15 protein-coding genes are annotated in these 13,191 nt (G+C 65.9%); 5 read left to right on the top strand and 10 right to left on the bottom strand.

From position 1 onward, the window contains the following. Positions 1-168: 168 nt before the first annotated feature. Positions 169-366, bottom strand: coding sequence for a hypothetical protein (locus ACM61V_RS12465; protein WP_419714033.1), 198 nt, complete (start codon positions 364-366; stop codon positions 169-171). Positions 367-407: 41 nt separating this feature from the next. Here ACM61V_RS12465 and ACM61V_RS12460 point away from each other — a divergent pair, with 41 nt between their 5' ends. Then, complete coding sequence (locus tag ACM61V_RS12460) at positions 408-785, top strand: response regulator (protein ID WP_096614145.1); 378 nt, start codon at positions 408-410, stop codon at positions 783-785. A gap of 46 nt (positions 786-831) precedes the next feature. Here ACM61V_RS12460 and ACM61V_RS12455 read toward each other — a convergent pair whose 3' ends face one another. Together ACM61V_RS12455 and ACM61V_RS12450 are read right to left on the bottom strand one after the other, a co-directional pair. After that, positions 832-1,530 carry a phosphoribosylanthranilate isomerase gene (locus ACM61V_RS12455; protein ID WP_245857932.1) on the bottom strand — a complete coding sequence of 233 codons (699 nt, stop codon included), beginning with the start codon at positions 1,528-1,530 and terminating at the stop codon, positions 832-834. A gap of 80 nt (positions 1,531-1,610) precedes the next feature. Further along, positions 1,611-3,089 (bottom strand): DUF4403 family protein, encoded by a 1,479-nt coding sequence (locus ACM61V_RS12450; RefSeq protein WP_249341523.1) that lies wholly within the window; start codon positions 3,087-3,089, stop codon positions 1,611-1,613. A gap of 73 nt (positions 3,090-3,162) precedes the next feature. Here ACM61V_RS12450 and ACM61V_RS12445 point away from each other — a divergent pair, with 73 nt between their 5' ends. After that, positions 3,163-3,294 carry a hypothetical protein gene (locus ACM61V_RS12445; protein ID WP_255266731.1) on the top strand — a complete coding sequence of 44 codons (132 nt, stop codon included), beginning with the start codon at positions 3,163-3,165 and terminating at the stop codon, positions 3,292-3,294. 21 nt (positions 3,295-3,315) lie between these two features. Then, complete coding sequence (locus ACM61V_RS12440) at positions 3,316-3,885, top strand: DUF4142 domain-containing protein (RefSeq protein WP_066707305.1); 570 nt, start codon at positions 3,316-3,318, stop codon at positions 3,883-3,885. A 67-nt stretch (positions 3,886-3,952) separates the two neighbouring features. On the opposite strand, the gene ACM61V_RS12435 is transcribed toward ACM61V_RS12440, so the two are convergent. From ACM61V_RS12435 to ACM61V_RS12405, 7 genes are all read right to left on the bottom strand, one after another. After that, positions 3,953-4,384, bottom strand: a complete 432-nt coding sequence (locus ACM61V_RS12435) for a MarR family winged helix-turn-helix transcriptional regulator (protein WP_096614143.1) — start codon at positions 4,382-4,384, stop codon at positions 3,953-3,955. 100 nt (positions 4,385-4,484) lie between these two features. Then, positions 4,485-5,912, bottom strand: a complete 1,428-nt coding sequence (locus tag ACM61V_RS12430) for an efflux transporter outer membrane subunit (RefSeq protein ID WP_083956699.1) — start codon at positions 5,910-5,912, stop codon at positions 4,485-4,487. After that, on the bottom strand, positions 5,912-7,438 hold the full coding sequence (locus ACM61V_RS12425; RefSeq protein WP_066707300.1) for a DHA2 family efflux MFS transporter permease subunit: 1,527 nt from the start codon (positions 7,436-7,438) through the stop codon (positions 5,912-5,914). The genes ACM61V_RS12430 and ACM61V_RS12425 overlap by 1 nt, the downstream gene beginning before the upstream one ends. Continuing rightward, the gene (locus ACM61V_RS12420) at positions 7,438-8,676 is read right to left on the bottom strand and encodes an HlyD family secretion protein (protein ID WP_419714032.1); all 1,239 of its coding nucleotides are present in this window, start codon (positions 8,674-8,676) and stop codon (positions 7,438-7,440) included. The genes ACM61V_RS12425 and ACM61V_RS12420 overlap by 1 nt, the downstream gene beginning before the upstream one ends. A 321-nt stretch (positions 8,677-8,997) precedes the next feature. After that, positions 8,998-9,804, bottom strand: a complete 807-nt coding sequence (locus tag ACM61V_RS12415; RefSeq protein ID WP_096614151.1) for an NUDIX hydrolase — start codon at positions 9,802-9,804, stop codon at positions 8,998-9,000. Between the two features lie 23 nt (positions 9,805-9,827). Continuing rightward, the gene (locus ACM61V_RS12410; RefSeq protein WP_419714031.1) at positions 9,828-10,277 is read right to left on the bottom strand and encodes a PaaI family thioesterase; all 450 of its coding nucleotides are present in this window, start codon (positions 10,275-10,277) and stop codon (positions 9,828-9,830) included. A 1-nt stretch (position 10,278) separates the two neighbouring features. Next, the gene (locus tag ACM61V_RS12405) at positions 10,279-11,088 is read right to left on the bottom strand and encodes an enoyl-CoA hydratase-related protein (protein ID WP_066707287.1); all 810 of its coding nucleotides are present in this window, start codon (positions 11,086-11,088) and stop codon (positions 10,279-10,281) included. Between the two features lie 125 nt (positions 11,089-11,213). Between ACM61V_RS12405 and ACM61V_RS12400 the strand changes: the two genes are divergently transcribed. Next, entirely contained in the window at positions 11,214-11,978 is a 765-nt protein-coding gene (locus tag ACM61V_RS12400) for a FadR/GntR family transcriptional regulator (RefSeq protein ID WP_066707284.1), read from the top strand. Between the two features lie 46 nt (positions 11,979-12,024). Continuing rightward, complete coding sequence (locus ACM61V_RS12395; RefSeq protein WP_096614141.1) at positions 12,025-13,161, top strand: NAD(P)H-dependent flavin oxidoreductase; 1,137 nt, start codon at positions 12,025-12,027, stop codon at positions 13,159-13,161. Positions 13,162-13,191: the final 30 nt, after the last annotated feature.

Raw genomic sequence — 13,191 nt, 5'->3', positions numbered from 1 at the left:
CGGAAATCAACACTGACCCCTCATGGCGCCATCGGCACGCGCATCCTCATCGACGGGCCGCGCATCGCCATCAAGCCCCAGGTCACGCTCGCCTTTGCGCTCACGCTTCATGAACTCGCAACCAATGCCGCGAAATATGGGGCTCTATCCAATGAAACGGGGACTGTGTCACTTCGGTGGGGGATTGCGGATCAGGGAGGTGAGGCGCTTCTGGATGTTCACTGGCGTGAGCACGGCGGGCCACCCGTGCAGGCTCCGCAGCGTAAGGGTTTCGGTTCGGTTCTCATCGAGCGATCGTTGAGCGCGTACACCAGCGGCAAGACGGAAACTGCCTTCGACGCCGAAGGGTTCGCGTTCACCCTCCATGCACGCCTTGAAGACGTCTCGATCAATGATGGAAACATTTAGTGGGCCAGCGTAAGCCGATTGCGAACAAGACGATCCTGATCGTGGAAGACGAAGCCATCCTCAGGTTCGATCTGGTCGACTTCTTCGAACATGCAGGTTGGAGAGTGTTCGAGGCCACGAATGCCGAGAGCGCCATCGAATTGCTCGATCGTCACAGGGAGATCGGCGCTGTTCTGACGGACGTCAACATGCCTGGGTCGATGGACGGCCTTGCGCTCGCTCATCACGTGCGCAGGCGCTATCCGCCGACCGTCCTATTCGTGGTGTCGGGCAACGTGCCCCTGGACAGCGAGGATCTGCCGGTCCGAACCGCGTTCATGCCCAAGCCGTTCGATCCGCATCGCCTGCTTCGCGAACTGGAGGCGGCAAGTCTGTGACGGGGGGCTAACCTCAACTGCACAGGACGCCGGCGGAGGAAGGCGTTCACGCCGGTGCCAGTGCCGTCACATCGCCCGCGCCATTTCCCCGTCGATCTGCTGGACCGCGGTGACGAAGGCGAACAGCTTCTGCGGGTCGAGCTGACCACCCGTCCGGACGCCGGAGCACAGGTCGACACCATAAGGGGCGAACCTGCCTGATCGCTTCCGCCACGTTAGCGGCGGTCAGGCCCCCGGCAAGAAACACCGGCTTCTCGGTCGCACGGACGAAAGCGGCGCTGACCGCCCAGTCATGCGCGCGGCCGGTTCCGCCCAGCTCAGCGACCGGGGCGTTGGGCCTGCCCGAGTCGAGCAGGAAGGCATGAACGCAAGGCTCATAGGCCGGGATCAGCTGTAGCGCGTCGGGCCCTTCGACGTGGATGACCTGGATCCGGCGGACGTGCGGCTCCAGCGCCGCCAGCTTGCCCGACTCCGCGGGATCGATGTGCGACACGATCTGGACCGCCGCCGGAGCGGTCGCGCGGACATGGGCGGAGATGGCGTCGGCGGTTATCTCGGATGTCAGCAGCAAGGTGGCCACCGGCGGTGGCACGAGCGCCGTCACCTCTGCGATCGCCCTGTCGGAGATCCGACCGGGACCAGAGGGCATGCGTGCCACCAGCCCCAGCGCATCCGCCCCCGCGGCGATCGCGATCCGCGCTTCATCCGGCGAGGCGATGCAGCAAATCTTTATACGAGTTCTCATGGGATGGAGACATGCCGCCAGGCCAATGCGTGGGCAATGCGCCGGTCCGTGCCGGTTGCCGTCGTGAGGTCGGGCGTCCTCTATCGTGGAGCAAGGCGGATCGTGGCCGTGCCGCGCCCCCATACGGGGAGGTACACGCCTTGCCCCGCCGCCTTCAGCTGGCCCGTGCGCACGTCCGTGATGTGGGCGCGCACGATCAGGTCGCCAATCCGCTTCTCGTCGATCGCACGGGTGATCTTGGCGAGCAGCTCGTCGAAATCCTTTTCGAAGTTCTGCGTCAGCGCGGCGGACACGGTGCTGGAGATGCCGGGGGCGTTCACGAGCTTCAGGAGCAGGCTTGTTCGGACCGAGTCGGTCACACCTGCGACGGTGAGATCGTCAAACGCGACACGGCGATCATTGACGGCGTTGCGCGGCGTGGCGGTAAGCCAGATCGTGCCCCGCGAAGGCTCCCCGCCTTCGGCTGCCGCACTGAAGCGGAGCCCGACCGCGATCTTGCCGCCCGTCGTACCGTAGATGGTCACCTGGTGAAACTGCGCGCGCACCGCACCGACACCGGGCACCTCGAAGGGGCGGCGGGAACGCTTCACCAATGCCTTTGCGAGCACCGGCTCCAGCTGACGATAGTCGGCGATGACGGGTATGGCGAACAGGATGCGGCCGGGTCCAGGCTGCATGCGCGTCATGTCGGGGAGCGGCTGGCGCTGCGGATCAGGAGGCCGATCGCCGACAAAGGTCTCCGTCCCCGCCGTCAGCCCCAGCCGCAGGTTCACCCGATTGCGCGAAATAGTGTAGCCTCCGTAGCTCAACTGTCGGGGAGTGATCCGCATCCACACCGGCGGGTTCGCCCGGTTCAACTGGACGGAGGTGAACGCCGCGCCCCACACCTGCGCGATCTGCTTGCGCAGCTGCAATCTGCCGAGCTCCTGCGGCAGAGCGTCCTCCAGGCGCGCGACGACGCCGGCGAGCTTGGCGTCGGCCTTGCTGGTGAACTCGATGCGCTGGCCCAGGAAGTCGACGTGCGGCTCGTCGGTCCAGTCGTAGGCGATCGATACCGTTGCGCGCGGCGACCAGTCGCCGGCGATGTCGAGCCTGGCTACTGCCCGAACGCGGGCGTCCGCCTCGGCTGTTTCCCGGCTGAGCACGCCTCCCACGTCCCGGGCGCTGATCGCGGCGTGAAGCGGCATGGTGACGGTGATCGTTTTGCCCGAGCCCTCCAGCACCAACGGCCCTCGGACGACGGTGCCCGTGATGCGGCACCGGATCGCGGGCGTCTTAATTCTCGCAAAGAGGATCTTGACCTTCTTCGGCGGGACGCAGGTCTGCTCCGGCTTGTCGATTGACCAAAGGCGACGCGGAACCGCCTTTTCGAGAGTTGCCGCCAGCTTGCCCAGGTCCGCGACGATCGGCACGTCGATGGTGGAGGTCTGCGGCGGTACGCTGATCGTGTCCTTCGCTCGCGGAGGCGCCTCGCGAGGAGTTCGGTCGCAGCCAGTGAGGATGGCAACGCAGAGCAGAGCGAACACGATCGAGGCGCGGGAGACGCCGCTTTTGCGCAAGGAAAACCTCGCAATTCGGTCTGCCGCTTCAGATTTCGACCTAACCGGCATTGGAACGGCTTCAAGAGCCGCCATGTTCATCATCGCCGCGTACCTCCAGACGTCCGAGCGGCCACCTCTCCAGCAGGGCGCCGAGGTGCGTCGCAAGAAAGGGAACCGTTCCGTTTCCTTATCGTTCGACCCGTTGATTTCGGTCAATGCCTGACAACACCGACGGAGAACCTCGATGAAGATTGCGATTGTCGCTGCGCTGCTCACCCTGGCGCCGGTACCAGTGCTAGCGCAGGCCGTTTCGCCCGCCACTTCGGGAACAATGACCAGCGCTGACATCGGCGTCTCGCCGATCGCGAGCCAGAGCGGGCCCAATTACGTGCTCGCTGCGGCCGATGCGAACCTTTACCAGATCAAGGCCGCGCAGCTTGCCGCGACGCGCGCGCAGAGAGACGACGTCAAGGCCTATGCAAAGCGCGTGCTGGCGGAAACGCAGAGCAGCCACAAGGCGCTGCTGGCGGCGCTGAAGAATGATCAGCGCACGATCAAGGCGCCGTCCTCGAGCCTGTCCGCTGACCGCGCTGCCCTCCTCAAGCTGCTCCAGAAGGCGCCCAAGAGCGCCTTTGACAATCTGTATCTGACGCAGTCCGCGCAGGTTCAGCAGGCCGCGTGGGCCGTGCACAAGGGTTACGCGCAGGACGGGACCGACCCGGCGCTGCAGCAGGTCGCCGGCACCGCGGTCCCGGTGCTGGAAAACGAGCTCACCACCGGCAAGTCGCTTACTCCCTCCGGGCTTGCAGGATAGGTGATACCCACCGGGCCAGATCGATCAAGCCCCCCTTTCGACCTGGTCCGGTACCTGTTAATGGCGATTATTGACGGGAGTGCAGCCTGCGGAACTGCTCCCGTGCTTCACCGCGCATGAGATGCTGCATTACGATCCAGTAGCCCGTGACGGCTGTCTCTCCTGCCGCCTGATACGCGTTCGCCATGTTGCGCCTGAGTTCCTCGAACAGCGCGTGCTCCAGCGCACGTCCCTCGTCGGTGAGCGACAGCAGCTTCTGCCGTCGATCGCGCTCCCCGACACGTCCGCAGACGAGCCCGCGGTCGATCAGATCCCGCATTACCCTGCCGAGCGATTGCTTGGTGACGCAGAGAACGTCCAGTAGTTCGCTGACTGAGATTTCCGGGTACCTGCCGAGGAAGTACAGGGCGCGGTGATGCGCCCGTCCGAGGGTACGCGTTGCCAGCTCGGCGTCGGCATGCGCCAGATGGGATCTGTGGGCAAAGAACATCAGATCCATTCCTCCCCTGATCGCGTCATCACGCAGATACTGGGCAGGAGGCGGCAGAAGCGGAGCCGTCACGCGGTCGGTGCCTTCCCCTCGCATCGCTGCAAGACTGTCACTGCTGGCTCCATCCAAGTCCCATCGCCTTTTGGAGGGCGATAAAGGCACGATCAAGTTCGCCGGTCGCTTCCAGCACTGACTGGTCGGCAGCCAGCGCCGCGCGTTCGGCATCGATGGACGTGGTCAGCGGTATCGCTCCCTGTGCATATCGCTGCCCGGCATAGGTCGCTGACTGTCTGGCACCGTTACGGCTCGCGACAGACGAAAACAGGTTACGGCGCTGATTGCCGAAGCGGGTCAGGCTGGTTTCAGCATCAGACAGCGCGCCGAGAACCGCCTTGCGGTATTGTGCTTCCGCCTCGTCTCGGTCAGCCCGCGCCTGCTCGACCCGGGCACGATTACGGCCGAAGTCGAGAAAGCTCCAGCTGATCCGCGGCAGGAGCAGGCCCGCGACGCTGTCAGGATCAACCACATCGGCGATATTGGGACCACCGAGCCCGATGATCCCCATAATGCTGACCGATGGGAACTGCCGGGCGACGTTGACCCCGATCTGCGCGTTCGATGCCGCCAGCTGCCGCTCGGCTGCGCGAATGTCAGGCCGGCGTCGCAGCATCGCGGCCGGGTCGCCGATCGCGACAGTCCCTGGGATCATCGGAATCGGGGCGGGGGCAGACAGCAAGGCATCGTGTGCTCCGGGCTCGTCGCCGGTGAGCATGGCAAGCTGGTCGAGCGTGGTCGCGATCTGTCCCTCGAGCGGCAACAGCCCGGCCTCCGTGCGGGTCAGCTCGGTCTTCAGCCGAACCACTTCGTCGCGCGACGATGCACCGCGTTGTTCGCGCTGTTGAAGCAGGGCGAGTGATCGCTGTTGAAGCTGCGCGGAGCGGCGAGCCAGGATCAGGCGCTGCTGAAGTTCGCGCAGGGTCACATAGTTCTGGGCAACCTCCGCCGACAGACGAACCTGCGCATCAGCTTTATTGGCTTCGGCCGCCTGAGCCTGGGCCTGGGCACCTTCGGCAGCGCGGCGTCGCGCGCCGAACAGATCGATCTCCCACGATGCGTCCAGGCCGGCATTATAGAACTCGGCCCTGATACGATCGGATTGCTCGCCTTGCGTCGGCAGCGCGAGCGAGCCTGCGGGGAGATCGGCGACGATCGCAGTGCCTGACGCCGAGACGGTGGGAAGCTGGTTCGCGCGCTGTTCGCGCAAGCTGGCGCGCGCCTTGCGGATGCGCGCCTCGGCGATCGCCACGTCCGGATTGGAGGCAAGCGCGCGGTCGACCAGGGTCGTGAGCTGCGGGTCGCCCATGCCTTCCCACCAGCGTGCGATAGGGAGCTGCGGTGACGTGACTGCCTGATCTGCGCGGCGAAATGTCGATCCGGAGCGCTCCCCACTCGCGACGCCCGGCGGCCCTCCATAGTTGGGTCCGACGACGCATCCGGTCAGGAGGGCGGGCAGAATGGCCCAGCTGAGTCGCTTCATCAGTGCATCGCCATCTGCGTGTCGGAGGAGATCGGGCGGAGGAACAGTGCCAGCGGCGTCGTGACCGCGATCGCGACGCCGAGCGCGAAGAACAGGTCATTATAGGCCATGACGGTGGACTGCTCCAGGAGTTGACCCGCAAGCTGCCGATAGGCGCCTGCTTCGCCGGACGGCATGGCCGTAGCCTTCGCGAACCATTCCTGCGTGGTCGCTGCATTGGCCGACACCGTTTCGCCCAGCCGATTGAAGTGGAGAAAGGTCTGTCGGTCCTGGAGGGTCGCCATCATGGCAAGGCCGATCGATCCGCCTAGATTGCGCCCCGCATTGAACAGCGCGGACGCATCACCAGCATCCTCGGGCGCTACAGCGCTGATCGCTGCCTGGTTGAGGAACATCATGGCGAAGATCTGCCCGAAGCCCCGGACGAGCTGTGAACCCGTCAGGTCGCCCCCAGCCGACTGCGCGGTGAGGTGCCAATCCATGGCGCAACTGACGCCGATCAGCGTCATGCCGACGAAAACCGCCAGGCGAACATCGAGATATTTGAACGCTAGCGGCAGGAACGGCATCAGCATCAGGGCGGGGATACCGGAGACGAAGACCACCTTGCCCGATTGCAGCGCGCTATAATCCGCCATCGATGAGAGGAACTGGGGGATGAGAAAGGTCACGCCGTAGAGCACGACGCCGATGATGAGGCTGAGGACGAAGACGCTACCGAAGGAGCGGCTGAAGATCAGCGACAACTTGAGCACGGGATGCGCGGAGCGGACCTGTCCGATCGTGATGAGCGCGAAGCCGAAGACCGTGGCGATCGCGAGTTTCACGATCATGGCGGACTCGAACCACATTTCGCGCTGCCCCTCCTCAAGCATGACGGTGAGCGCACCCAGGCCGATCGCGAGTCCCGCGATCCCGAACCAGTCGGCATGGCGTAGCTGGTCGAGCCGCAGATGCTCGTGCTTGAGCCCGAACAGCAGGAGCAGGACAAGCCCTGCACAGACCGGCACGTTCAGGAAGAAGGCGTAATGCCAGCTGTAATTGTCGGTGAGCCAGCCGCCGATGATCGGACCGAGCACCGGACCCAGGATCGCTGTGCCGCCGAACGCGGCGGTGCCGATCGGCTGCTGCGACGGCGGCAGCCGTGTCGCGATGATGGTCATGGCGGTCGGGATCAGCGCACCGCCGGTGAAGCCTTGGCCCACGCGGCCAGCGATCATCATGGGCAGCGTCGTCGAGATCCCGCACACGATGGAAAAGCCGGTGAAGCTGACCGCTGCACCCAGAAGGAAGTTGCGCAGGCCGAACAGGCGCACGAGAAAGGGGCTGAGCGGTATCATGACGATCTCCGCCACGAGATAGGAGGTCGCGACCCAGGTGCCCTCGGTGCCGCTCGCGCCGATCTCGCCCTGAATGGTGGGCAAGGCCGCATTGACGATCGAGATGTCGAGCAGCGCCATGAACGACCCGATCGTGCCCGCCGCAACGGCGAGCCAGTCGCGAAGGCCGGCGCGTTCGGACGCCATCAGCGCGAGCCCTGCGTCTCGTCGCGCTTCAGCCGCTGGGTCTCCTGCTCGATCCGGTCACGACTTCCCTTTGCGCTGATCGTGTCGACCGTGACTTCGACCGACAGGCCGGGACGCAGCACCCGGCGCGCCTCCGGCCCCGCTTCAATGCTGATCCGCACGGGCACTCGCTGAACGATCTTGGTAAAGTTCCCGGTCGCATTCTCGGGCGGGATGAGCGAGAACTGCGCGCCCGTGCCTGGCGAGAAGCTCGCAACCCGGCCGCGCAGTTCGGCGCCGTCCAGTGCATCCACCTTGATGGTCACGGGTTGCCCGACGCGCATCAGTGCGACCTGGGTCTCCTTGAAATTGGCTTCGATGTAGAGTTGATCGACTGGCACCACCGACATCAGCCGGGTCGCCGGCTGGACATATTGCCCGGCCCGGACCGCCTTGTCGGCGACAACGCCGTCGATGCTGCTGCGGATCTCGACCGCACCGAGGTCCGTCGAGGCGCGCGCAAGCTGCGCCTGCGCGGTGCCACGCTGCGCCTCCGCCTGGCCGATGCGAGCCGCTTGCGTCGCGACACTGCGACGCGCGGCGAGGTAGGCGGCTCGCTGCGCGCGCAGCTCTGCGGCGGTTCGATCACGCTGAAGGACAAGGTTTGCCAGACGCTCACGCGATTCCGCTCCTGTCCGAGTAAGGGGTTCGTAGCGTCTTACCTCGTTCTCTGCCGCTGCCGCGGCGGCCTCGGCGCTCGCAACCTGGGCGGCGGCCTGAGCGACAGTGGCCTGTTGTTCGTCAAGCGTCCGGCGCGCAGTCGTAATGTTGGCGCCGGCGGCGGCGATCTGAGCTTGCGCCTGTTCGACATTGGCGCGGTAGTCACGAGGATCGAGGACGGCGAGCAGCTGGCCGCGGCCGACAGGCTGGTTGTCGGCGACGAGCACTCGCTCGACATAGCCGCCCACCTTCGGTGAAACGGTCACGAAGTCCGCGCGCACATAGGCGTTGTTGGTCGACTGCAGGTATTGGCCGCTCGCACGGTAGTTCAGGTACCAGACGACCGCCGCGACGATGCCCGCAACGAGCGCGGCGTTGAGGACGTAGCGGATGATCGGAAAGCGCTCGAGAAGCGAGGGCTTCTTTTCGCCATTCTGCTCCTCGGAACTGTCCTCCGACCTGGCTTTTGGCTGGGGATTCGCGTCCGGGTGGTCATGCGTCGCATATTTCTTGTGGTTCTCGGCCTGATCAGCAGCCACACTGAGGTCCCATCATATGTAAACCGATCCGTGGCATAGTCGTAGCGGGAGGGTAATGCCACACACATTTCGATCTGACACGTGAGCCGGTTCCGGAAGCTGATCTCACGCCGGCCCAACCCACGTTAAATGTCTCATGCCGCGAACCAGGATTTGACGATCGGCACGTGTCAATCCTGACTTTGATCAGGCTGGGAGCCGATCGGCGCTGCGAAACGTCGGCTCAGCTACTTCGAGGCTTAGAACCACAACCTCCAAAAAAGGCCCCTCCGTTTCACCAGAGCGGCAGGGGGGAGTCTGCGATCGCCGAAACCTGAATAATCAGGCCTTGAGCTCGGTCAAACTCTGGAAGACTTCACCATAGCCAGCGTCGGGAGGGATGGTCAGAACGCGCTCTCCGTCGCGTGTCTCGACCTGCGGGAGCACGGTGACCAACGGACGTGCATCCGCTCGGGCGAGGCAGCCCGCCGCGCTATCGGCCTCGGCCAGCAGCTTCACGTTCATCAAGGTGGGGAAGATCACTGTTCGGGCACCGCTTCGGGCGAGGTCCAGAACCGACTCTGGCGCGATCCACTCGGCGTCGACCGTTTCATGTCCGTCGCAGATTGCGACTTGGTCGGCAGGAGCGTGGGCGGCGTAGAACCAGGTGTCGAACCGCTTCGGCATCATCTCCGGAGTGATCCAGCGGGCGAACACGGTCAGAGCGGTCAGCGAGAGCTTAACCCCCAACCCGGCGACGACATCGAGAAAGGCGAGTTCCCCGGAATCGACATTCCGGCGTGCCTCGGCGTCGCAGACGCTGGAGAAGCCGCGGCCGTCGGGGTAGGTGCCCAGTAGGATCCCCGCTTCCTCGAACGCCTCGCGGATGGCGCCTATGCGCAGCGCGCGCTGTGTCGCGTCGATCTCGTCCCACCCGGTCACGTGATCGCGCCAGCGCGGATCGTCGTCACCGGGGTGCATCTTGCCACCCGGGAACACCAGCGCCCCCGACGCGAAATCGATCTGGTGGTGTCGTCGCACCATGAGCACCTGATATTCGGGCACATCCCGCAGCAGCAGGATGGTGCCGGCCGGTCGCGGCTCGGCCGGAGTGCGTCTGGCGTCTGCCGTCGAAGTTTCGCCGCTCATGATCTCTCCTATTCTCTGCACGGTCACGCCGCGATGCCGCCGTCCCGCATAAGGTACGAACCGCGACCGCTGGCGAGCAGCACGTCGTCGGGCGAGCGCACCTCGCTGTCCGCGACCGACAGCGTCCGTCCTATCTTCACGACGCGCGCGCGGACGTGAAGCGGGCCGCCGCTTGCCGGGCGGTGATAATCGACGTGGAGCGACGCGGTGGCGCTGACCGCGCGCGTCCTCGTCAGCAGGACGTACATGCCGGCAAGATCGATCAGGCTGGCGAACACGCCGCCATGCACGGACGGGATCCGCGGATTTGATACGATCTCGTCGCGCCAGGGCATGCTGAGGTGAAGGACCCCGTCAGCGACGTCCTCGACGCGAAGCCCCAGCCAAGCATGGAACGGCGCAATCGAAAGCGCGCCTTGCAATGCGGCTCCCGCCAGGCCGTCCGGGTTTGCCGAGGGAGTTTCGCCGACCATCTTACCGCCCCCTGAACACGGGCGCGCGCTTTTCCATGAAGGCGCGCGGACCTTCACGTGCATCTTCGGTGCGAAACACCGGGGCGGCGAAGCGCGACTCCATTTCCATGGCTTCGCTTTCCGGCCGCCCGAGACAGGCGCGCGCCGACGCGCGGATCGCCTGCACCGCGATCGGGCCGTTGGCGGCGATCCGTCGCGCTAGGTCGAGCGCCGCAGGCAGCACCTCCTCCGGCGCAACGACGCCGTTGAGGAAGCCATAGTCGAGCGCGGTTCCGGCATCGATCAGATCGCCGGTGAGCAGCAATTCCATCGCCCGCGCAAAGGGAAGCTGGCGCGGCAGCCGCACCGTCGATCCCCCGCCCGGGAAGATCGCCCATTTGACCTCCTGCACGCCGAAGCGCGCGGCGCTCGATGCGATCCTGAGATCCGTACCCTGGACCAGTTCCATGCCGCCCGCGATCGCGTGCCCGTTGATGGCAGCGATCACCGGCTTGACGACGTCAAATGTGCGCAGCAGCGCGGTGCCGAGAATATCGCGGTCGGCGAGCACGCGGCGATCCCACTCGTCCTCCGGCGGTCGCCCGCCGCTGACGAGCGGAATGAGACGGCCGAGGTCGGCACCCGAGCAGAAGGCGCCGCCGGTGCCGGTCACCACCGCGACGCGGATGTCCGCGTCATCGCGCACCCTTATCCAGCAATCGGCCAGCTCCACCAGCATCCGCGGATCAAGCGCGTTGCGCGCCGCGGGGCGGTTCAGATGGACGATCGCGACATGTCCATCGGTCTTCATCCAGGCTGCGCTGTCGGTCATTCAGTCCCCTCTCACCCTTTAATATTATACCCTTTGAGTAGCCTTGCAAGCCGCCGACGGCCGAAATTTATTACTGGACAAAGATAAAACAGTGGATCAGCATAAAACCATGATAAGGGTTCTTGATGTTGGACGTGGCTAAGCAGGGTGACGCGCCCTCGTTCGTACGGGGCAAGCGCGCGCTTCGCGTCGCGCAGGCGATCGTGCTCGACATCGAGGCGGACGCGCGCCAGATCGGCGACCGGCTACCTCCGGAGCACGACATGCTCGCGCGGTACGAAGTCGCCCGCGCCACATTGCGCGAGGCGCTGCGTTTTCTGGAACTGCAGGGCGTGCTCCATCTGCAGCCCGGTCGCGGCGGCGGGCCGGTGGTCGCGCGGCCGCAGGTCGGCGATTTCACGAGTTCGCTTGCGCTCGTACTGCACTTCGTCGGCACCGACCTGCGCGCGCTGATCGAGCTGCGCGAGGCGCTCGCCCCGCAGGCGGCCTCCCACGCCGCCCGGCGCGCAACGGCGGCGGATCTGATGGCGCTGGCAAGCTGCTTCGCCGAGCTCGAGCAGCAGGTGGGATCGACGCTGTTCGAGGAAACCAACCGGCGCTTCCACGACCTTCTGGCATGGGCGAGCGGCAATCCGCTGTTCGGGCTGCTCACGTCCGCGCTGCACCTGCTGACCCGCGACCTTTCGCGCCAGCTCGGCTATTCCGAGCACGAGCGCGAGAACCAGGTTCGTCGCCTCGCGCGCGTCGTCCATGCGGTGCGGCTGCGCGACCCGGTCACAGCGCGGCGCGAGATGGAGCGGCTCGTCGAGGGATCGGCGGAATATCTCGGGCGGCGCAGCCCTGACCTGATGGATCAGAAGGTGCGCTGGAACCAGGCGTTCGAGGCGTAGCCGCCACGGTAAATCAGCAACGAGAACGATGTGGGAGAGACGGACAATGGCCCTGAACAGCCGAATCTGCGGGATGCTCGGCATCGACTATCCGATCGTCCTCGCCGGAATGGGCGGGGCCAGCGTCCCGCGACTGGCGGCGGCGGTGTCCAACGCGGGCGGGCTAGGCGTGCTCGGCGCGGCAGCCTGCCCGCCCGAGCAGCTCCGCGCGTGGATCCGCGAGACGCGCGCGCTGACCGACAGGCCCTTCGGCGTCGACACGCTCCTGCCCGCCTCGGTGCGGCGCGGCTCGGCGCCGCAGACCGGGGCGGCCCCGGCGGACCCGCGCGCGGTGCTTGCCGACTATCAGGCGTTCACGCGCGACTTCATGGAGCGTGAGGGGCTGGAGATCGTCGCGCGTGATGCCGGCCGCGATGCGACGGAGGGCCCGGCCAACGGTGGCGCGGCGCTGTTCTCCAAGGAGTTCTTCGAGGCCCAGATGGAGGTCGTCGTCGAGGAGAAGGTACCCGTCTACGCCGCGGGGCTCGGCAATCCGGGGCCGTGGATGGATCGGCTCCACGCCAACGGCACGGTCGTCATGGCGGTGGTCGGCAAGGTGAAGCACGCGCTGCAGGTGGTGGAGTCGGGCATCGACGTGATCGTGGCCCAGGGGCACGACGGCGGCGGACACAATTCGCCCATCGGCACCATCTCGCTCATTCCGCAGGTGGTCGATGCCGTTGGGGACCGGGTGCCGGTGCTCGGCGCGGGCGGCATCTCCGACGGGCGCGGGGTGGCGGCGGCCTTCATGCTGGGCGCCGAAGGCGCCTGGGTCGGCACCGCCTTCCTCGCGACCGAGGAGGCGGGGATCGAGGATTTCCAGAAGGAGGCGATCGTCGACAGCGGCGATGCCGACACCGTGGTGAGCCGCTCGATCACCGGCAAACCCGCCCGCATGATCCGCAGCAAGTGGGCCGACGCTTGGGTGGCGGCGGGGAAGGAGCCGTTGCCGATGCCATACCAGTCGATGATCGCCGGTCCGGTCATGGCGTCGGGCATTCGTGCGAAACGCAAGGACATCATCCCGGGCTTCGCGGGACAGGGCATGGGCCTGATCCATGCCGTCCGCCCCGCCGCCGAGGTTATGCGTGACCTCGTCGCCGATGCCGAGCGCGCGCTCGGCCGCGCGGCGGGCCTGCGCTGAGGGTCGCGACTGGTTACAGGAGGGACAGAT

This window comes from Sphingomonas sp. TX0543, from assembly GCF_048565505.1.
GTDB lineage: Bacteria > Pseudomonadota > Alphaproteobacteria > Sphingomonadales > Sphingomonadaceae > Sphingomonas.
This window is presented reverse-complemented; position numbering and strand designations above follow the sequence as displayed.